This window comes from Streptomyces bobili, from assembly GCF_002154575.1.
In the GTDB taxonomy this organism is placed as follows: domain Bacteria; phylum Actinomycetota; class Actinomycetes; order Streptomycetales; family Streptomycetaceae; genus Streptomyces; species Streptomyces bobili.
Genome location: NZ_MUBA01000141.1, coordinates 1 through 18925, shown reverse-complemented (window position 1 = coordinate 18925; position 18925 = coordinate 1). Strand labels below are relative to the sequence as shown.

Sequence of the window (18925 nt, the reverse complement as noted above, 5' to 3'; positions counted from 1 at the left end):
CGCTGGGCCTCGGCACGGCCGCCACCCGCACCACCAACCCGCTCCTCCTCGCCCTCCTCCTCGTCACCTCCGCCTACGTCGTCCTCACCTGCCGCCCCGACACCCCCTGGTCCCGCTCCTACTCCGCCTTCCTGCACCTGGCCCTCGCCGTGCTCGTCATCCGCCTCGTCTTCGTCGTGGTCCTCGGCTCCCCCGTCCCGGGCTCGCACGTGATCGTGACGCTCCCCGAGGTCCCGCTCCCCGACTGGGCGCAGGGCATCCGGCTGGGCGGCAGGGTGACCGCCGAGGGTGTCGTGTTCGCGCTGTACGACGGCCTGCGCCTGGCGACCCTCCTGGTCTGCGTCGGCGCCGCGAACGCCCTCGCGAGCCCTTCGCGGCTCCTGAAGTCCCTCCCCGGCGCCCTGTACGAGGCGGGGGTCGCCGTCGTGGTGGCGCTGACCTTCGCGCCGCATCTCATCGCCGACGTGCAGCGCCTGCGTGCCGCCCGCCGGCTGCGTGGCCGCCCGGACCGGGGTCTGCGCGGCCTGTCCCAGGTGGCGCTCCCGGTCCTGGAGGGCGCCCTGGAGCGCTCGGTCGCCCTCGCCGCCGCGATGGACGCCCGCGGCTACGGCCGTACCGCCGACGTCCCCGCCCGCGTCCGCCGTACGACGGCCGTCCTCACCGTGGGCGGCCTGCTCGGCGTCTGCGCGGGGACGTACGGCCTGCTCACCGCGGCGGGAGGCACGTACGGGCTGCCGGTGCTCGTGGCCGGGGCTCTCGCCGCGCTGGCCGGGCTGCGGCTGGGCGGGCGCCGCTCCCCGCGCACCCGCTACCGCCCGGACCGCTGGACGCCGCGCGCCTGCCTGGTCGCCGGGTCGGGTGTCGCGGTCGCCGCGCTGATGACGCTCGCCGGCTCCGCGGACCCGCAGGCCCTGCATCCCGGCGTGATCCCCCTGACCGCGCCCGCGCTCCCCCTCTGGCCCGCCGCGGCCGTACTCCTCGGCCTGCTGCCCGCGCTCCTCCCCGCTCAGCTCCCGAAGGAGCCGTCGTCGTGATCCGTTTCGAGAACGTCTCCGTGACGTACGACGGCTGCTCCGAAGCCACCGTCCAGGGCGTCGACTTCACGGTTCCGGAAGGTGAACTGGTGCTGCTCGCCGGTCCGTCCGGTGTCGGCAAGTCGACACTGCTGGGCACGGTCGGCGGTCTCGTCCCGCACTTCACGGGCGGCACCCTGCGGGGCCGGGTGACGGTCGCCGGCCGCGACACCCGTACCCACAAGCCGCGTGAACTCGCCGACGTGGTGGGGACGGTGGGCCAGGACCCGCTGTCGCACTTCGTCACGGACACCGTCGAGGAGGAACTCGCCTACGGCATGGAGTCCTTGGGCCTGCCCCCGGCGGTGATGCGCCGCCGCGTCGAGGAGACCCTCGACCTGCTGGGCCTGGCCGGCCTGCGCGACCGTCCGATCGCCACGCTCTCCGGGGGCCAGCAGCAGCGCGTCGCGATCGGCTCGGTCCTCACCCCGCACCCCCGCGTCCTCGTACTGGACGAGCCGACGTCCGCGCTCGACCCGGCCGCCGCGGAGGAGGTCCTCGCCGTCCTCCTGCGCCTGGTCCACGACCTCGGTACGACCGTCCTGCTCGCGGAGCACCGCCTGGAACGCGTCCTCCAGTACGCCGACCAGGTCGCCCTCCTGCCCGCGCCCGGCGCCGCCCCGGTGCTGGGCACCCCGGCCGAGATCATGGCCGTATCGCCGGTGTGTCCGCCGGTGGTGGATCTGGGCCGGCTGGCGGGCTGGTCCCCGCTGCCGCTGACCGTCCGCGACGCCCGGCGTCGAGCCGCCGACCTGCGGGAACGGCTGGCCGGGAGGGAGCCGGAGCAGGCCCCGACCGCGACCGTCGAGCCCCCGGCGCTCCCCCGTTGGCGTGGTCGCCGCGCCGCGCCCGCCCCGGCCACGCCCGCGCCCCCGGCGGAGGTCCGCGCCCTCGCCGTACGCCGTGCGCGGGTCCAGGCGCTGCGCGGCGTCGACCTCACCGTGTCCCCCGGCGAGACCATCGCCCTCATGGGCCGCAACGGCGCCGGGAAGTCCACGCTGCTCAACACCCTCGTGGGCCTGGTCGAGCCGTCCTCCGGCACGGTCAGGGTGGGCGGCGCGCTCCCCCACCGCACCGCGCCCCGCGACCTCGTCCGCCGGGTCGGCCTCGTCCCGCAGGAGCCCCGCGACCTGCTGTACGCCGACACGGTCGCCGCCGAGTGCGCCGCCGCCGACCGGGACGCGCGCGCCACCCCCGGCACCTGCCGCGCCCTGGTCACCGACCTGCTCCCCGGCATCGACGACGACACCCACCCCCGCGACCTGTCCGAGGGCCAGCGCCTGACGCTGGCGCTGGCGATCGTCCTGGCCGCCCGCCCGCCACTGCTCCTCCTCGACGAGCCGACGCGCGGTCTCGACTACGCGGCGAAGACCCGCCTGGTCGCTGTCCTGCGCGAACTGGCCGCCGCCGGACACGCGATCGTGCTGGCCACGCACGACGTGGAACTGGCGGCGGAGCTGGCCCACCGGGTCGTCCTGCTCGCCGAGGGCGAGGTGATCGCGGACGGCCCGACGGCCGAGGTGATCGTCTCCTCCCCGTCCTTCGCCCCGCAGGTGACGAAGATCCTGGCCCCTCAGAAGTGGCTGACCGTCGCGCAGGTGCGGGAGGCCCTGCGATGAGCCGGCGAGCCGCTGCCGTGACTTCGACCCGGCAGGCGCGGGCCGTACGGCTCGGGCCCCGGTCCGTCGCCGCGCTCGGGCTCGTCAGCGCGGTCGGTGCGGTCGCCTTCGGCTGGCCGTTCCTGGCCCCGCCCTCCTCCACCCTGAACGCGCACGCGCAGGACGCCCCCTGGCTCTTCGCGGGCCTGCTGGTTCTGCTGATCGCCGTCGTCGCGGCGACGATCTCGGAGTCGGGGCTCGGCGCGAAGGCGGTCGCCATGCTCGGCGTGCTGGCGGCGACCGGCGCCGCCCTGCGCCCGATCGGGGCCGGGACGGCGGGCATCGAGCCGATGTTCTTCCTGATGGTGCTCAGCGGCCGGGTCCTCGGTCCGGGCTTCGGGTTCGTCCTGGGCTCGGTCACGATGTTCGCGTCCGCCCTGCTCACGGGCGGGGTGGGCCCGTGGATGCCGTTCCAGATGCTGTCGATGGGCTGGTTCACGATGGGCGCGGGCCTGCTGCCGGGCCCTGACCGGCTGCGCGGCCGGGGCGAGCTGGCCCTGCTCGCGGTGTACGGCTTCCTGGCCGCCTTCGCCTACGGCACGGCGATGAACATGGCGGGCTGGCCCTTCCTGGGCGAGCTGGCCTCGCGCGTCTCCTTCGATCCGGACGCGGCCGTACCGGAGAACCTGGCCCGTTTCCTCGCGTACTGCGCGGCCACCTCCCTCGGCTGGGACCTGGGCCGGGCCGTCGTCACCGTCGTCCTGACCCTGACGCTGGGTCCGGCCGTGCTCAGGGCGCTCCGCAGAGCCACCCGACGCGCGGCCTTCGAGACCGCGGTCACATTCGAGGACCGTCGAGTCGCGCAAGAGGACCGTTGACCGGTGAAGCACCCCACATGACCCACATCACCTACGATCCACCCTAGTGGGACATTTCGGACGCCAGGTCGCCACAAAACAGCCCCTGACCTGCGCATTGAGAGCCAGGTCACACAAACGACCTTCACCCCACATGCGGCCACAACTAGTAAAAGGGGTCATTGCGGACCCCTCCCGAGCCTGCTTCTCTGGATGACGTCGCACAGGGCCGACAGACCCCCGGGTCTCGGCCCCGACGCATGCAAGCCCCCCGCCGCACATCACGCGGTGCGGCCACGCACCGCGTGACTCCGCATGCACAGCGACGTCTCTGTCCCCGAAGAAAAAGGTTCTCCGTGTCCGTCTCCGTCATCCGCCGCATCGCTTCCCCGAAGAAGGCCCTCACCGCCGCCGCCCTGGCCGCCGCGACCGCAGGCATGGCCCTGCACGCCGCCCCCGCCCAGGCCTCGACCGTGACCTCCGCCTCCCAGGCCAAGGCGATCGCGCACAAGATGATCCCGGACGCCGCGCAGTTCAACGCGTTCAGCAAGATCGTGGAGCACGAGAGCGGCTGGGACGTCGACGCCACCAACGCCTCGTCCGGCGCCTACGGCCTGGTCCAGGCCCTGCCGGCCAACAAGATGGCCTCGGCCGGCTCCGACTGGAAGACCAACCCCAAGACCCAGATCGAGTGGGGCCTGGACTACATGAACTCCCGCTACGGCAGCCCGACCGGCGCCTGGGCCTTCTGGCAGGCCAACGGCTGGTACTGAGCCAAGCCCTAGGGACTCTCGTTTGGATCATGCCGGCGTCGCGGGGTCGGGTCAGCCGGGACGAACCGTCGGTCACGGCCGGCCTGATCCAAACGACAGCCCCTAGCCTCACCCCGTACGCGTAAGGCGGCGGCCCCCCGATCCCCGGGGGCCGCCGCCTTACGCCTTTTTGCGAAGCAGCCTTCTGAGTACGTTCGTCACTCACCGGCGCTGACGCGCAACTCCTTGACCCCGTTGATCCAGGCGGACCGCAGCCGCCGGGGGTCCTCGACGAGCCGCATGTGTGGCATCGCGTCGGCGAGGGCGTTGAAGATGAGGTCGATCTCCAGCACGGCGAGGGACTTGCCGAGGCAGAAGTGGGGCCCTCCGCCACCGAAGCCGAGGTGGGGGTTGGGGTCGCGGGTGACGTCGAACTCGTCGGGCCGCTCGAACACCTCGGGGTCGTGGTTGGCGGAGGCGTAGAACAGGCCGACCCGGTCCCCCTTCCTGATCGCCTTCCCGCCCAGCTCGGTGTCCTGTGTGGCGGTCCGCTGGAAGGCGGCCACGGGCGCGGCCCAGCGCACGATCTCCTCGGCGGCGGTGGCGGGCCGCTCCCTCTTGTACAGCTCCCACTGCTCGGGGTGGGTGAGGAAGGCGTGCATGCCGTGCGTGATGGCGTTGCGGGTGGTCTCGTTGCCGGCCACGGCCAGCATGAGCACGAAGAACCCGAACTCGTCGGAGTTGAGGTTGCCCTCGTCCTCGGCGGCGACCAGCGTGGAGACGATGTCGTGGGCCGGGCACTGCTTCCGCTCGGCGGCCATGCTCATGGCGTACGCGATGATCTCGGCGGCGGAGCGGGCGCCGACCTCCTCGGTGACGGCGTACTCGGGGTCGTCGTAGGCGATCATCTTGTTGGACCAGTCGAAGATCTTGGTCCGGTCGTCCTGGGGTATGCCGATCAGCTCGGCGATGGCCTGGAGTGGCAGCTCGCAGGCGACCGAGGTGACGAAGTCGAAGGGGCCGTCGAGCGCACGGGCCCCGGCGACGATCGCGGCGGCCCGCTCCCGCAGCCGCTGTTCCAGCGCCCGTATGGACCGGGGCGTGAATCCCCGCTGCACGATCTGCCGCACCCGCGTGTGCTCCGGCGGGTCCATGTTCAGCAGGATGAGCCGTTGCGCGTCGATGGAGTCGCGGGCGATGTGCTCGTTGAAGCGGATGATCGCGGTGTTGAGGGTGGACGAGAAGATCTCGGGGTGGGTGGAGACGTACCGGACGTCGGCGTGCCGGGTCACCGCCCAGTAGCCCTCGTCCTCGAAGCCGGCCACGTTCCCCGACTGGGGGATCCAGCGGACCGGTTCGGCCAGCCGCAGCTCGGCGAACTCCGGGAGCGGCACACGGTGTTGCAGCAGGTCGGGGTCGGTGAAGTCGAACCCGTCGGGAAGCGCTGGACAGGGCATGGGCAGCTCCAGCCAGAAGGCAGCTTTTCTGACGGTTCATCAGAAACAGGTTCCGGTGAAGGTAGTTCAGGCACCCGAAGGCTGCAAGACCCTTGCGGTGACGCACATCACGTCATCAGACTGCAGCGAGAACTAGTACGTGTTCTAGTTAACGTCTGGTTCGCAGCTCCGTAGTGCCGTACGTCCGGAGGAGAGCCGCCCCCCGAGAGGATCCGCACCCATGGCCGCCGAACCCGTGATCGTGGAAGCAGTCCGCACCCCCATCGGCAAGCGCGGCGGCGCGCTCGCCAATCTGCACCCCGCCTACCTCCTCGGCGAGACCTACCGCGAACTCCTCGGCCGCACCGGCATCCCCGCCGACGCCGTGGAGCAGATAGTCGGCGGCACGGTCACCCACGCCGGCGAACAGTCCATGAACCCCGCGCGCACGGCCTGGCTGACGATGGGCCTCCCGTACGAGACGGCGGCGACGACGGTCGACTGCCAGTGCGGTTCGTCGCAGCAGGCGTCCCACATGACGGCGAACATGATCGCGTCGGGCGTCATCGACGTGGGCATCAGCTGCGGGGTCGAGGCGATGTCCCGGGTCCCGCTGGGCTCCGGCTCGAAGCACGGTCCGGGAAAGCCGTTCCCGGAGGAGTGGAACGTGGACCTCCCGAACCAGTTCGAGGCGGCGGAACGCATCGCGCGCCGCAGGGGCCTGAGCCGTGAGGACGTCGACGGGCTGGGCCTGCTGTCCCAGGAACGCGCCGCCGTGGCCTGGTCGGAGGAACGCTTCAAGAAGGAGACCTTCGCCGTCCAGGTCCCCACGACGGAGGAGGAACAGGCGGCGGGCCAGGGCATGTGGCGCCTGGTGGACCGGGACGAGGGCCTGCGGGACACCTCACCGGAGGCCCTGTCACGCCTCAAGCCGGTCATGCCCACCGCGATCCACACGGCCGGCAACTCCTCGCAGATCTCGGACGGCGCGGCGGCGATCATGTGGTCCTCGAAACGGATGGCCCGCGCCCTGAAACTGAAGCCGAGGGCGAGGATCGTGGCCCAGGCCCTGGTCGGCGCGGACCCCCACTTCCACCTCGACGGGCCGATCGACGCGACGCGGGCGGTGCTCGGCAAGGCGGGCATGTCCCTCAAGGACATCGACCTGGTCGAGATCAACGAGGCTTTCGCGTCAGTGGTGCTGAGCTGGGCGAAGGTCTTCGAGGCGGACCTGTCGAAGGTCAACGTGAACGGCGGCGGAATCGCGCTCGGCCACCCGGTAGGAGCGACGGGCGCCCGCCTGATCACGACGGCCCTCCACGAACTGGAGCGCACGGACAGGGAGTTCGCGCTGATCACGATGTGCGCGGGCGGCGCACTGGCGACGGGGACGATCATCCAGCGGCTGTAACGGATCACGCCCGTTGCGCTGCCGTCAGGCGGTCCACCTGGCGCTCGATGAGAGTCCGGGGGAACTCCGCCGCGCGGCCGGCCTCCAGCTTCGAGAACTTCGCGACGGCGTTGCCGGTGATGACAACGACGTACTCACGGTGCATCACCCTGCCGTCGCCCATGGGAGAGGCCGTACGGAAACTGAGGGCATCGTCGCCGACCCGGGGAGCGTCCTGCACGGTCACCTCTGCCGTGAACTCGCCCACATAGCCCTCCCCGGTGTAGGACTTGCAGGTCTTCAGCGCCGTCCGCATCCGGTCGAAGGTACGCCGGGCTCCGTCACCGGCGTACGAGGCGAGCAGGGACTCGCCGCCCCAGACGTCCTTCTTCCAGTTGCACCGACACGGAGGACCACAGCCCCCTTCCCCTAAATAGCGCTTGGAGCGCTCGTCATCGCTCAGGACATCGGGGTCGGCCCCGCGACGGGCCCGCCATGTCTCAGAGAGCCGGAAGTGAGCATGCGTGGACGACGATCTCGCCCTGAGCCGTGCTCGTCGCCAGGAGAGCCGTTCCGTCCGGCTGGGTGAGGGCGCTCACGACGGTGCCTCGGAGCGAGAACCCGATCGACTCACCCGTGTCCGAGTCCCACACCCGGACGGTGTCGTCGGCCCCCGCCGTGAACAACACCCCCATCCCTCCTACGCTCGCCGTCGCGAGGCCGTACACATCGGTGCCGGTGTCGATGGCTGGGCCGACCTGTGCGCCGGTCACGGCATTCCACCTCTTCAATTCGCCCTGTTGATCGCAGGACACGAAGAGGTGGGTCTCGGCGGCGAACAGCCCTTGGAGGATACGGACCTTGGAACCATGCCCGAGGATCGGTTCTCCCACCTGGCACCCATCCACCGCGTTCCATCGCGAGATTCGGCCGGCTTCGTCACCGGAGACGACCAAGCCCGCGCCGTCGGGGGACGGTACGAAACCCACGGCCATCGTGCTGCCGCCGCCGACCCCAGCCGGCGAGGTCCCCAACAGCTCACCGGTGACTGGGTCCCACCGGTACATCACGCCGTCGTGCCCCGCACCCAAGAGAATGGGCCTGCCGTCCGGCAACTCTCCGACGGAGACATCCCAGATGGTTCGGTCCTCCCAGATCCAGCCGGGTCGGCGCTGTCCCGTCAGGGCGTTCCACCACTCGATCCCGTCCTCCGTGCCGACGGCCAGCAGTACCCCGCCGCCGGAGAGCGGTACCAGAGCCATGCTGTTGCAGCCGGACATACCCTCGCCGTCACACCAAACCCGGTCACCTGTACGGATGTCCCAACGACAGACCTCCCACCCGTCGTCCCCCGAGGAGACGAGGAGCGGCTCTCCGTCCGCTCCCCACCCGAGGGCCACGCCCACAGCGTGGCCGGAACCCGAGGAGAACCTGGCGATCTCCCGCTGTGCCAACTGCCGCATACCCATCTCCCTCAAGCCCTTCCACCTTGCCGCCCGACCTGGCGAAGGACCCTCGCGTCGGAAGCGTCAGATGCCGATGAGCCGGACACGGTGCCCCGTCGGCGACGGTCGCGTACGTGTGACCGTGCGGACCCGCGTCCTGGTGGGCCTCAGGTCGGCTCGTCGGAGGGTTCGTGGCCGACATTGTCCGTGTAGAAGCGGCCCTCCTCCCCCAGCTCGTCGATCTCCAGTTGCTCCTCCCCGGTGAGTTCCTCGTCCACCGCGGCGCCGATGACGCCTCGGGCGCGGGCCAGGCGGCGTGCGACGTCCCAGTCGGCGATGAACTTGCCGATGGTGTGCTCGTCGGCGGTGCCGTCCGCCTGACGGGATCCGAGGCGGTCGAGGGAGACCACGAACTCGTTGAGGTCCAGCAGGACCGCGACGGCCTGGTCGAGGGGCAACCGGATCTCCCGGGAGGACATGTCCATCGGCCGATGGAACTCCGCGCCAGGGGCTGCGGGCCAGGGGGATATCCTCGCTCCTCTGTTCGGGGCAGAGACGACCGCCCCGGTGCCCGTGCCCAGCCGCTCGAAGGAACCGTTCGTGACCTCACCACCGGCGCCCGGCCGCGACCGGCTGTCCTCTCTGACCGGGCTGCGCTTCTGGGCGGCGTTGCTGGTCGTCCTGTACCACCTGTCACGGCAGGTCGGTACGGTGCCGGGGCTCAGTGACGCGGTCTGGTACGGCCGCAGCGGGGTGACCTTCTTCTTCGTGCTCTCGGGGGTCGTCCTCGCCTGGACGTACGACGGCCTGCGCGTGCCCGTCCGGATCTTCCTGTGGCGCAGGTTCGCGCGTATCTGGCCGCTGCTCGCCTTCAGCGTGGCGGCGTCCGTCGCCGTCTACGCCCTGATGGACCGTGCTGTGTCACTCAAGGCCGTGGCCGCGAACCTGCTGCTCGTGCACGCCTGGTTCCCCGAGCCGGTCATCTTCAAGGGCGGCAACCCCGCGGCCTGGTCGCTCAGCGACGAGGCGTGGTTCTACCTGGTCTTCCCGCCGCTGCTGGCCGTCCTCGCGGGCCGCAGGGCGCGGGTGTGGGCGTGGACCGCGGCCGGTGTCGTCTGCGCCACCCTCATCCTGTGGCCGGCGCTGTCCGGGCTGTCGCCGGTCACGCGCCTGTGGGCGCTCGACTACCTGCCGCTGACGCGCGGCCTGCAGTTCGTGCTGGGTGTGGTGGCGGGGCTCGCGCTGAAGCGAGGCTGGCGTCCGCCGGTGTCCCTGCCCGTGGCCGCCGCTCTGGTCATCGGCTGGCATCTCGCGATGATCCCCTGGCACCACGCCGTACCGGACGCCCTCTGGTACAGCCCCTACTCGGCCTCCCAGTGGCTCTCGGCGCCGATCTTCGCGGCCCTGATCTGCGCCGCGGCCCGCGCCGACCTCGACGGCCGCCGTACCGGACTGGGCGGTAAGTGGATGATCCGGCTCGGCCACTGGTCGTTCGCCTGGTATCTCATCCACGAGATCGTGATCCGCGCCGCACTCCACCACTGGGGCCAACCGGCTCCCGGCGCCGACACCCTCGTCTTCTGGGCCGGCGTCCTCCTGGTCAGCCAGGCCGCCGCGGGCGCCGCCTACCAGTGGCTGGAGCACCCCGCCGAACGGTGGCTGAGGGGCCGCGTCGGGCGCCGCCCCTCCCAGCCCTCCGTCCAGCCACCCGCCGAGGCGAGCACCCGCTAGACCGAATCGCCGACAGCCGCCGACCACAGCCGCCGCCGGCATCCGCCGGCATCCGCCGCCCTCAGGCGCTGGCCGTCCGTTCCTTCTCCGCCGCCAGCGGTTCCCTGTCGGTCGTCGCCCGCACGGCCCCCGCCCGCGGCCCCTGCAACACGTACGCCAGTCCGAAACCGCCCAGTACGACCGCCGCGCCGCCCACCGCGTCCAGGACCCAGTGGTTGCCGGTGGCCACGATCGCGGAGACCGTGAACAGCGGGTGCAGGAGGCCCAGGGCCTTCATCCACCACTTCGGGGCGACGATCGCGATCGCCATGCCGCACCACAGGGACCAGCCGAAGTGCAGGGACGGCATCGCCGCGTACTGGTTGGTCAGGGCCGTGAGGGTGCCGTAGTCGGGCTGGGTGAAGTCCTGGACGCCGTGGACGGTGTCGATGATGCCCAGGCCCGGCATCAGGCGGGGCGGGGCCAGCGGGTACAGCCAGAAGCCGACCAGGGCGAGCAGGGTGGCGAAGCCGAGGGAGGAGCGGGCCCAGCGGTAGTCCACCGGGCGGCGCCAGTAGAGGACGGCCAGCACCGACAGCGGGACCACGAAGTGGAACGACGTGTAGTAGAAGTCGAAGAATTCGCGCAGCCAGCCGACCTTGACGACGGCGTGGTTGGCCCAGTGCTCGATGTCGAGGTGCAGGAAGCGCTCGATGTCGAGGATCTCGCGGCCGTGGGCCTCGGCCCGCTCCCGTCCGCCCGAGATGGTCCCGCCCGTCGCCGCGAGCCTGACCTGCTGGTACGCCGCGTAGGTGACGCGGATGAGCAGCAGCTCCAGGAGGAGGTTGGGGCGGGTGAGGACCCGGCGCAGGAACGGCAGCAGCGGGACGCGTCTCCAGCGGGCCGGGACGGGTTCGGCGTACCGCGTGGGGATCGGGGTGCGGTAGTACGGGGAGGTGCGCGACAGGAAGGGCATGACCGTCGCGGCGGCCAGTGCGGCGAGGAGGACGACGTTGTCGCGCAGGGGGTACAGGGACGCCATGTTCGGCAGCATCATCTTCGCCGGGAGCGTCATGACGAGGATGACGGCCACCGGCCACACGTAGCGGTCCGAGGCGCGTTTGCCGACCCGGCCGACCACCGCCGGCAGGACCCACAGGAGCTGGTGCTGCCAGGTCGTCGGGGAGACGACGACGGCGGCGCAGCCGGTGATGGCCACCGCCAGCAGGAGTTGGCCGTCGCGGGCGTAGCGCACCGCCCGGCGGACGCCGAGGGCGGCGACGGCCGCGCCCAGCGTCAGGAACAGGGCGATCTCCAGCGGGCCGGACAGTCCGAAGCGCAGCAGGGCGCCGTGCAGGGACTGGTTGCCGAGGGCGTCCGCGTCGCCGCCGAGACCCACGCCCGCCATGTGGTGGACCCAGTACGTGTACGAGTCGTGCGGCATCGCCGCCCAGGCGAGCAGCGTGCAGGCCAGGAACGACGCCCCCGCGGTCGCGGCGGCCCGGCGCCGGCCGGTGAACCACAGCAGCGGGGCGAACAGCAGCACGGTCGGCTGGAGGGCCGCCGCCAGGCCGATCAGGGCGCCGCCCGCGTGCCGCCCCCGTACGACGAAGCAGCCGAGGAGGACGAGCAGGACGGGGATGATGCTGGTCTGGCCGAGCCAGAGGGTGTTACGGACGGGCAGGGAGAGCATCAGCAGGCTGATCGCGACGGGCGCGGCCAGCAGAGAGGTGCGTCTGCTCACCGGCTGCGGCAGGGCGCGCGCGACGACGAGGCCGAGCGCGGCGACCAGCAGCAGCGTGCCGAAGGTCCAGCCCCAGCCGAGGGCCTGCTCGGCAGCGCGGGTCAGGGGCTTGAGGACGAGTCCGCCGAACGGGGTGCCGGTGAAGCGCGTCGAGTCGTAGAGCGAACCGTTGACGTGCAGGACGCCGTCCGGTCCGACCCAGGTCTCCAGGTCCGTCAGCCGTTCTCCGCGCGGGGTGCCGAGGACGACGGCCACCTGGCGGACGGCGAGGACCGCCGCGACCAGCCAGAGGCCGAGGCGGGCAACGCGCAGGCGCGCTCTCGCCGTGTCGACCGCCGTCGCTCCGAACGGTTTCGCCGGTCGTCCGCTCTGCTCCGCATTCGCCACGCCTCGTAGGCCTCCCGCCCCGTAGGTCCCCCGCGTTCCCTCGTGGGGTTCTTCTCCACGAACCCTATGAGGCTCGCGGCACCCCCGGACAGAGACGCAGGCCGCCCCCTCTTCACCTGACATCCGTTGTCCTTTTGTCCGGAAGACGATAGTCCTCCCGAGGAGGCGTCGGTTCGGCGCCTCATCCGCTCCGGCCCTTCCCACACCGCCGCCTGCGCCGAACGGCTGAATCGGGCCGGTGCGAGCCCTGTGAGTTCCGGGCGAGGGGGAACTCGGGCACGGCGTACGGCGTTGACGGACTGCTTGGCTTTCCTCACGAGTACGGACTGCTTGGCTTTCCTCACGAGTCACGTCGGCAAGCGAGAGGCAGAGGGCATGAGCGAGTCGCAGATCTGGGACACCGTCGACGGCTACTTCACCGCCCACCTGGCCCCGGACGACGAGGTGACCGAGGCCGCGCTGCGCGACAGCGACGCGGCCGGGCTGCCCCAGGTCAACGTCACGGCGAACCAGGGCAAACTGCTCCAGCTCCTCGCGGAGATCCAGGGCGCCCGGACCATCCTGGAGATCGGCACGCTCGGCGGCTACAGCACCATCTGGCTGGGCCGCGCGCTCCCGGCCGACGGCCGGCTCGTCTCGCTGGAGTACAGCCCGAAGCACGCCGAGGTCGCCACCCGCAACATCGCGCGCGCGGGCCTCGACAAGCAGGTCGAGGTGCGGGTGGGCGCGGCCCTGGACTCGCTGCCGCTGCTGGCGGACGAGAACCCGCCGCCGTTCGACCTCGTCTTCATCGACGCCGACAAGGTCAACAACGCCCACTATCTGGAGTGGGCGCTGCGGCTCACCAGCGCCGGCAGCCTGATCGTCGTCGACAACGTCGTACGGGGTGGCCGGGTGGTCGACGCGGACAGCGGCGCGGGCGATGTGAAGGGCACCCGCGACGCCATCGAACTCATCGGTTCGCATCCGAGGTTGAGCGGTACGGCGATCCAGACGGTGGGCTCCAAGGGCTACGACGGCTTCGCTCTGGCGCGCGTGCTGGCGTAGCCCCCGGTCCTCACCTGTGTTCAGCCCTCACCTGCCGGCCCTCACGCGCCGGACCTGACGCGCCGGTTCTCAGACATGAGTTCTCATGCCTCGTGGTAGAAGCCCACGTTGACGCTGCGCGGGCCGGTGCGGTCCGTGACGACGATCTCGCCGTTGCCGCCCCGCGGAAGCCGCACAGTGCCGCCGTAGGTGATGGTCTGGGCGTACTCGCCGACCACCAGCCGGACCTCGGAGGACGGGTCCGGCTGGGAGCCGCGCAGCCAGCTGACCTGCCAGACGCCCTCGGGGCCGCACAGGAACTCCAGGTGGACCCGGGAGACGAACAGCCACTCCTCGGGGGTGGCGAGGCGGCACACGGACTTGTCCCGGCCCACCCGCAGCACGGCGCCCGGCTCGCTGGGCGCGTCGGCCATGAGCATGCCGGCCGTGGCACCCTCTTCCGTCCCCGAGACGGTGGCCATGGTGAGTTCGAGCACGTGCGCTCCTCAAGAGATGTCTGTCTGACAGCGTCCGAACTGTGCGTGCACAGCCGCCGCATACTAAATCGCCCGGCCCCGCCGCGTCCGGCACAATGGACCCATGACCGAGCGAAAGCCACCCGGTGTCCCGTTCGAGTCCTGGATCGACAAGCAGATCCAGGATGCCGAGAAACGCGGTGAGTTCGAGCAACTTCCCGGTCTGGGAAGGCCGTTGGACCCGGAGGTCGAGGGTCCGTACGACGAACTGTGGTGGATCAGGCGCAAGATGGCGCGCGAGGGGCTCTCGGTGCTGCCGCCCGCGCTGGCCCTGCGCAAGGAGGCGGAGGACGCCCTGGCCGCGGCGTACGCGGCGCCCTCGGAGCGCCTCGTCCGGAAGATCATCACGGACGTCAACGCCAAGCTCCGCGAGATGATGTTCAAGCCCCCGCCCGGCCCCCCGCTGGGCATGAAGCCGTACGACGTCGAAGAGGTCGTACGGCGGTGGCGGGAGCGCCGGGCGGACACGGCAAGCGGCTGAGGGACCTCCGGACGGGCCTGGCTGACCGAGCCTGGCCCGTCCGGCCTAGATGTGCAGGAGCCGGTCCGTCAGCTCGCGGTAGTCGCGCAGGGCCAGCCGGAGTTGCTCGGTGTCGGCGGCCGTGGCGGCGTCGCCCTTCTTGTCGTCCGTGACCTGCCAGGAGCCGCGCAGCGTACGGCGGCGGCTGTTCACGGCTTCGGTGAAGCGGGCGGCGAGATCCTCCAGGACGTGGTCGGCCTCCTCGACGGCGTCTCGGGGCCGGTCCACGAAGCCGGCCACCGCGTGCTGCATCCGCGAGGAGAGCTTGTCGCACTCGTCGTGCGGGAGCAGCGCGGGCTTTTCCGCCGTGCGCGCACCCTGGGCGCCATGGGCCGCGCCGGTGCCGCGGGGGGCGCCGATGCCGTCGCTGTCCTCCACGGCTCCGGCCGGGAGACCGCCGGGTGCGGCGGTGGGGGTGCCGGTGGGACGCGGGTCACGGCCGCCGGTGACCGGGTCGACGGCCGGTGCGGCGGTGGGGTCGACGGTCGGTGCGGCGGGGTCGGCGGCCGGGTTCCGCGCCGGCGTGGCCGCGGCACCCGGCCACTGACCCAGTCCCTGTCCCTCTCTCTGCGACTGTGCCGTTTCCCGTCCGGTTTCCTGCTCCTGTGCGGCGCGACGGTACTCGTCGCCGGATGTCACGTCGGGCATGCCTGTTCACCCCTGCTTTGTCTGGTGGCGGTGGAGGCCCGGCAGGTGGAAGCCGGAGCGGCCCTCGTGGCGCCCGGCCGTCTGACGGTCCTCCGCGGGTCGGGTCGTCGGCGCCCGGTGGTGGCCCTCGCCGATCAGGTCGTCGAGGAGGGCGCGGGCCTCGACCATGGCGGCCCGCAGGTCCTCGGTGCCGGGGGCCTCGCCGCCCCGTGCGCCGCCGTCCTCGTGGAAGCGGGTGACGTGGTGCACGTGCCGGTAGCCCTGCACGTGGTCGGCGTGGTGCACGGCGAGCGCGGCGACCTGCTCGTCGTAGCGCCCGCCGTCCGGGTAGCCGCGGGCGCCCGCCGCGTCGGCGAGGATCCGGTCCGCCTCGGCGACCGCCTCGCGCGGGGAGTCGACGAAGCGCTCCTGCGCCGCCGCCCAGCGGGCCTCGAACCTCTCGCGCTCCGCGGGCTCCAGCGGCCGCTCCTTCAGCCCGCCGTGCCGCTCCACCAGGCCGCCGAGTTCACGCTCGGCCGCCTTGACGTCGCCGTCGTGCCGGGCCACTGCCCGGTCGTACTCGGGCCCGAAGCGGCGCTTCAGGCCTGGTCCTCCGTGTGCCGACCCTCGTGCCCGTACGGCCAGGACGGCCGCGACGGCGACGACGACCGCCACGATCACGATGAGAGCGATGATCACGCCTGTGGACATGGTTGCCTTCCGGTGTTTCGGCCCCGCGGGCCGGTTCACCGTCCGGGTTGCCCGGACCGCGCCGGACAAACGGCCGCGGGCGTCGTACCCTGCCCTCGCATATCGGGTTGCGTGCCCGGCGGTACCCCCGCCGAGAATGGCCGGCATGACCTGGATCATCGCCCCGGAACCCGTGGACTCCCCCGTCGCCGCCGCGCTGTGGCGGGAGTACTACACCGAGGTCAGCGACCGCTGGTATCTGCTGCACGAGGGGCGGCGCACCGATCCCGCCGAGCTGGAGCGGGAGATCGCCGCCGAGCGGGGAACCGAACTGGCGCCGCCCACCGGCCGGTTGCTCGTCGCGCGGTACGACGGTGAGCCGGCCGGCAGTGCGGGCGTACGGCTGCTGGACGCGTCGACGGCCGAGCTGAAGCGGGTGTTCCTGCGGCCGGGGGCGCGGGGCAGGGGCGGCGGGCCACTGCTCGTCGGGGCCGCCGAGGAGGCCGCCCGCGCTCTCGGCGCCGGGCGGATGATCCTCGACACCCGTGGCGACCTCGTCGAGGCCCGCGCGCTGTACGCCCGCCTCGGCTACCGGGAGGGCGCCCGGCACAACGACGAGCCGTACGCGGAGCACTGGTTCAGCAAGGATCTGACCGGCGCGGACTCGGGCGGCGCGCGCCTCAGCTGAGCCGGGGCGCGGGGCGTTCGTCGCGTGGCTGCTCGCGGTCGGAGCCGCACAGTTCGGCGTTCAGCTCCTTCACCAGCTGGGTCAGGTCGGTGGGGCGGTCCGGGCCCCACCAGTCGCCGAGCAGTTCGGCCAGCGACTCCTCGCGGGCCCGCGAGAGGTGTTCGGCGACCTCGCGGCCCTCGTCGGTCGGCACCAGGTCGAGGCCCTCGCGCACGGCCAGCCGGCGTTCCTCGATCTGCCGGGCGCCCTCCAGGATCACCGGCAGCGGGACGGGGACGCGCTCGGCGAGTCTGCCCGGTTCGACGCTGCCGTAGCGCTTCATGCGCAGCAGCATCCAGCTCGCGGCGGGCAGCAGGTCGTAGCCGGCCCGCGCGGTGATCGTCCGGTAGATCTCGCGGCGGCCCTCGCGGGTGCCGAGGACGGACAGCGCCCGGCACACCTCGTCGTACGAGGAGCGCTGGACCGGGTTGCTGGCCAGGGTCTCCGTCACGTCCGGCGCGGTGACCGAGCCGCGCAGCGGGTCCTCCTTGAGGAACCAGGAGAGGACGAAGCCCAGGAGGGCGACCGGGGCGGCGTACAGGAAGACGTCCGTGATGGACGAGGCGTAGGCGTGCAGGACCTGTGGGCGCAGGGCGGCGGGCAGGTCGCCGATGACGCGCGGGTCGGCCTCCAGGGCGTCGAGAGAGAGGCCCGAGGGGAGGTCGACGCCCCGGAAGGCGTCCGCGAGCTTGTCGCCGAGACGGCTGGTGAACACCGTGCCGAAGATGGCGACGCCGAACGAGGCCCCGATGGAGCGGAAGAAGGTCGCGCCGGAGGTGGCGACGCCGAGGTCCTCGTAGGAGACGGCGTTCTGCACGATGAGGACCAGGACCTGCATCACCAGGCCTAGGCCCAGGCCGAAGACGAAGAAGAACGCGCTCATCACGGCGGTGGAGCTGTGCTCGTCGAGCTGGTGCAGCAGAAGCAGGCCGATGGCCGTGACGGCGGTGCCGGTGACCGGGAACACCTTCCAGCGGCCGGTGCGGCTGACGATCTGCCCGGAGGCCGTCGACGCCAGCAGCAGACCGGCCACCATCGGCAGCATGTGCACACCGGACAGGGTCGGCGAGACACCCTGGACGACCTGGAGGAAGGTCGGCAGATAGGTCATCGCGCCGAACATCGCGAAGCCGACGATGAAGCTGATCACGGCGGACAGCGTGAAGGTGCGGATGCGGAACAGCTTGAGCGGCAGGACGGGTTCGGCGGCCCTGCGCTCCACGGCCACGAAGACGAAGGCCAAGGCGACGCCCAGCACCGCGAGTCCGATGATCTGCGGGGAGCCCCAGCCCCAGGTGGTGCCGCCCAGCGAGGCCACCAGCACGAGACAGGTGGCGACGGAGGCGATGAGGAGGGTGCCGAGGTAGTCGATCACGTGCTTCGCCGACTTGCGCGGGATGTGCAGGACGGCCGCGATGACGGCGAGCGCGACGGCACCGAGCGGGAGGTTGACGTAGAAGACCCAGCGCCAGCTCAGATGCTCGGTGAACAGGCCGCCCAGGAGCGGCCCGAGGACACTGGTCGCGCCGAAGACCGCACCGAACAGTCCCTGGTATCGGCCTCGTTCGCGCGGCGGGACGATGTCGCCGACGATCGCCATCGACAGCACCATCAACCCGCCACCGCCCAGGCCCTGGAGTGCGCGGAAACCGATCAGCTGCGGCATGTTCTGTGCCATCCCGCACAGTGCCGAGCCGACCAGGAAGATCACGATCGCGATCTGGAACAGCCGTTTGCGCCCGTACTGGTCGCCCAGTTTGCCCCACAGCGGGGTCGCGGCGGTCGACGCCAGCAGGTACGCGGTGACCACCCAGGAGAGGTGTTCCATGCCGCCCAGGTCACTGACGATCGTGGGCAGCGCCGTCGACACGATCGTCTGGTCGAGGGCGGCGAGCAGCATGCCGAGCAGCAGCGCGCCGATCGACACGAGGACGTTGCCGGGCACGTGCTCCTGACGGGGATCCCCCGCCACGGCCTGCGCGTCCAAGGCCATGGATGCCTCCTGAGGCTCGCGTGGACATCTTCCATCGTGATCGGTGTGTCCCGTTATGGCCTGTCGAGTCCTGCCGGAACCTCCCGTTCCGGGGGTCGCGGGCAGCCAGTTGTGTGGGGGATCTGCATAATCCTTGGAGTTTGGATGGGGAGGGACGAACGGGTGAACGATCCGACGGACCGACAGGAGCGACCGGGTGAGCCGGCGCGCCCGCAGGGGCACGGCCATCCGTGTCCGCAGTGCGGTGCGCTCCGGGCGGCGGACAACACCCCGTCGTGCGCGTGCGCGCGGCGCGCCTCCGACGCCCTGCGCGACACCCGTGAGGCGGAGGTGGCCGCGGCGGAGGGCTTCGATCCGCTGCGGATACGGCCGTACGTGGAGCTGGGGGAAGCGGCCGGGTGCGCGAACGTCTGG

General features: G+C 71.7%; 18 protein-coding genes and 1 pseudogene. 10 read left to right on the top strand and 9 right to left on the bottom strand.

Features of this window, described 5'->3' with window-relative positions; translation table 11 throughout:
* Positions 1 to 2: 2 nt before the first annotated feature.
* From BZL64_RS12855 to BZL64_RS12840, 4 genes are all read left to right on the top strand, one after another.
* Positions 3 to 1034, top strand: a complete 1032-nt coding sequence (locus tag BZL64_RS12855) for an energy-coupling factor transporter transmembrane component T (RefSeq protein WP_086769210.1) — start codon at positions 3 to 5, stop codon at positions 1032 to 1034.
* Positions 1031 to 2692 (top strand): ABC transporter ATP-binding protein, encoded by a 1662-nt coding sequence (locus BZL64_RS12850; protein WP_086769208.1) that lies wholly within the window; start codon positions 1031 to 1033, stop codon positions 2690 to 2692. Before BZL64_RS12855 ends, BZL64_RS12850 begins: the two co-directional genes overlap by 4 nt.
* On the top strand, positions 2689 to 3549 hold the full coding sequence (locus tag BZL64_RS12845; protein WP_086769206.1) for an ECF transporter S component: 861 nt from the start codon (positions 2689 to 2691) through the stop codon (positions 3547 to 3549). The genes BZL64_RS12850 and BZL64_RS12845 overlap by 4 nt, the downstream gene beginning before the upstream one ends.
* Before the next feature lie 335 nt (positions 3550 to 3884).
* Positions 3885 to 4301, top strand: a complete 417-nt coding sequence (locus BZL64_RS12840) for an aggregation-promoting factor C-terminal-like domain-containing protein (RefSeq protein ID WP_086769204.1) — start codon at positions 3885 to 3887, stop codon at positions 4299 to 4301.
* 197 nt (positions 4302 to 4498) lie between these two features.
* On the opposite strand, the gene BZL64_RS12835 is transcribed toward BZL64_RS12840, so the two are convergent.
* Positions 4499 to 5737, bottom strand: coding sequence for a cytochrome P450 (locus BZL64_RS12835; RefSeq protein WP_086769202.1), 1239 nt, complete (start codon positions 5735 to 5737; stop codon positions 4499 to 4501).
* 220 nt (positions 5738 to 5957) lie between these two features.
* Between BZL64_RS12835 and BZL64_RS12830 the strand changes: the two genes are divergently transcribed.
* Positions 5958 to 7127 (top strand): steroid 3-ketoacyl-CoA thiolase, encoded by a 1170-nt coding sequence (locus BZL64_RS12830; protein ID WP_086769200.1) that lies wholly within the window; start codon positions 5958 to 5960, stop codon positions 7125 to 7127.
* A 4-nt stretch (positions 7128 to 7131) separates the two neighbouring features.
* Here the strand turns inward: BZL64_RS12830 and BZL64_RS12825 are convergent, their stop codons facing one another.
* The 3 genes from BZL64_RS12825 to BZL64_RS12815 all read right to left on the bottom strand — a co-directional run bounded on the left by BZL64_RS12825 (position 7132) and on the right by BZL64_RS12815 (position 9036).
* Positions 7132 to 7422 carry a hypothetical protein gene (locus tag BZL64_RS12825; protein ID WP_086769198.1) on the bottom strand — a complete coding sequence of 97 codons (291 nt, stop codon included), beginning with the start codon at positions 7420 to 7422 and terminating at the stop codon, positions 7132 to 7134.
* A gap of 184 nt (positions 7423 to 7606) precedes the next feature.
* Positions 7607 to 8560, bottom strand: coding sequence for a WD40 repeat domain-containing protein (locus BZL64_RS12820; protein ID WP_208639429.1), 954 nt, complete (start codon positions 8558 to 8560; stop codon positions 7607 to 7609).
* Between the two features lie 158 nt (positions 8561 to 8718).
* A complete protein-coding gene (locus BZL64_RS12815; RefSeq protein WP_086769195.1) occupies positions 8719 to 9036 on the bottom strand; it encodes a hypothetical protein in 318 nt (105 codons plus the stop codon).
* 115 nt (positions 9037 to 9151) lie between these two features.
* On the opposite strand from BZL64_RS12815, the gene BZL64_RS12810 reads away from it, so the two are divergent.
* Positions 9152 to 10282 (top strand): acyltransferase family protein, encoded by a 1131-nt coding sequence (locus BZL64_RS12810; protein WP_244205318.1) that lies wholly within the window; start codon positions 9152 to 9154, stop codon positions 10280 to 10282.
* Positions 10283 to 10343: 61 nt separating this feature from the next.
* Here BZL64_RS12810 and BZL64_RS12805 read toward each other — a convergent pair whose 3' ends face one another.
* A complete protein-coding gene (locus BZL64_RS12805; RefSeq protein WP_086769192.1) occupies positions 10344 to 12392 on the bottom strand; it encodes a bifunctional glycosyltransferase 87/phosphatase PAP2 family protein in 2049 nt (682 codons plus the stop codon).
* 375 nt (positions 12393 to 12767) lie between these two features.
* Here BZL64_RS12805 and BZL64_RS12800 point away from each other — a divergent pair, with 375 nt between their 5' ends.
* Positions 12768 to 13439: an O-methyltransferase gene (locus tag BZL64_RS12800; RefSeq protein WP_086769190.1), complete on the top strand. Its 672-nt coding sequence runs from the start codon at positions 12768 to 12770 to the stop codon at positions 13437 to 13439.
* A gap of 83 nt (positions 13440 to 13522) precedes the next feature.
* On the opposite strand, the gene BZL64_RS12795 is transcribed toward BZL64_RS12800, so the two are convergent.
* Complete coding sequence (locus BZL64_RS12795) at positions 13523 to 13915, bottom strand: hypothetical protein (RefSeq protein ID WP_086769188.1); 393 nt, start codon at positions 13913 to 13915, stop codon at positions 13523 to 13525.
* Between the two features lie 103 nt (positions 13916 to 14018).
* Between BZL64_RS12795 and BZL64_RS12790 the strand changes: the two genes are divergently transcribed.
* Complete coding sequence (locus tag BZL64_RS12790; RefSeq protein WP_086769186.1) at positions 14019 to 14435, top strand: DnaJ family domain-containing protein; 417 nt, start codon at positions 14019 to 14021, stop codon at positions 14433 to 14435.
* Positions 14436 to 14480: 45 nt separating this feature from the next.
* Here BZL64_RS12790 and BZL64_RS12785 read toward each other — a convergent pair whose 3' ends face one another.
* Positions 14481 to 15122: a hypothetical protein gene (locus BZL64_RS12785; RefSeq protein WP_086769184.1), complete on the bottom strand. Its 642-nt coding sequence runs from the start codon at positions 15120 to 15122 to the stop codon at positions 14481 to 14483.
* Positions 15123 to 15128: 6 nt separating this feature from the next.
* On the bottom strand, positions 15129 to 15812 hold the full coding sequence (locus BZL64_RS12780) for a hypothetical protein (RefSeq protein WP_086769182.1): 684 nt from the start codon (positions 15810 to 15812) through the stop codon (positions 15129 to 15131).
* A gap of 136 nt (positions 15813 to 15948) precedes the next feature.
* On the opposite strand from BZL64_RS12780, the gene BZL64_RS12775 reads away from it, so the two are divergent.
* The gene (locus BZL64_RS12775; protein ID WP_086769174.1) at positions 15949 to 16479 is read left to right on the top strand and encodes a GNAT family N-acetyltransferase; all 531 of its coding nucleotides are present in this window, start codon (positions 15949 to 15951) and stop codon (positions 16477 to 16479) included.
* On the opposite strand, the gene BZL64_RS12770 is transcribed toward BZL64_RS12775, so the two are convergent.
* Positions 16472 to 18511: an MDR family MFS transporter gene (locus BZL64_RS12770; protein ID WP_086769172.1), complete on the bottom strand. Its 2040-nt coding sequence runs from the start codon at positions 18509 to 18511 to the stop codon at positions 16472 to 16474. The two genes, BZL64_RS12775 and BZL64_RS12770, sit on opposite strands and share 8 nt — an antisense overlap.
* A 162-nt stretch (positions 18512 to 18673) precedes the next feature.
* Here BZL64_RS12770 and BZL64_RS12765 point away from each other — a divergent pair.
* A pseudogene (locus BZL64_RS12765) lies at positions 18674 to 18925 on the top strand (peptidoglycan-binding domain-containing protein); the annotation flags it as partial.

Excerpts from the sequence above, each read along its gene's own strand:
- BZL64_RS12800 (WP_086769190.1), top strand. The coding sequence starts at position 12,768 with ATGAGCGAGTCGCAGATCTGGGACACCGTCGACGGCTACTTCACCGCC.
- BZL64_RS12835 (WP_086769202.1), bottom strand. The coding sequence starts at position 5,737 with ATGCCCTGTCCAGCGCTTCCCGACGGGTTCGACTTCACCGACCCCGAC.
- BZL64_RS12775 (WP_086769174.1), top strand. The coding sequence starts at position 15,949 with ATGGCCGGCATGACCTGGATCATCGCCCCGGAACCCGTGGACTCCCCC.
- BZL64_RS12845 (WP_086769206.1), top strand. The coding sequence starts at position 2,689 with ATGAGCCGGCGAGCCGCTGCCGTGACTTCGACCCGGCAGGCGCGGGCC.
- BZL64_RS12785 (WP_086769184.1), bottom strand. The coding sequence starts at position 15,122 with ATGCCCGACGTGACATCCGGCGACGAGTACCGTCGCGCCGCACAGGAG.
- BZL64_RS12770 (WP_086769172.1), bottom strand. The coding sequence starts at position 18,511 with ATGGCCTTGGACGCGCAGGCCGTGGCGGGGGATCCCCGTCAGGAGCAC.
- BZL64_RS12780 (WP_086769182.1), bottom strand. The coding sequence starts at position 15,812 with ATGTCCACAGGCGTGATCATCGCTCTCATCGTGATCGTGGCGGTCGTC.
- BZL64_RS12815 (WP_086769195.1), bottom strand. The coding sequence starts at position 9,036 with ATGGACATGTCCTCCCGGGAGATCCGGTTGCCCCTCGACCAGGCCGTC.
- BZL64_RS12825 (WP_086769198.1), bottom strand. The coding sequence starts at position 7,422 with ATGCGGACGGCGCTGAAGACCTGCAAGTCCTACACCGGGGAGGGCTAT.
- BZL64_RS12830 (WP_086769200.1), top strand. The coding sequence starts at position 5,958 with ATGGCCGCCGAACCCGTGATCGTGGAAGCAGTCCGCACCCCCATCGGC.
- BZL64_RS12790 (WP_086769186.1), top strand. The coding sequence starts at position 14,019 with ATGACCGAGCGAAAGCCACCCGGTGTCCCGTTCGAGTCCTGGATCGAC.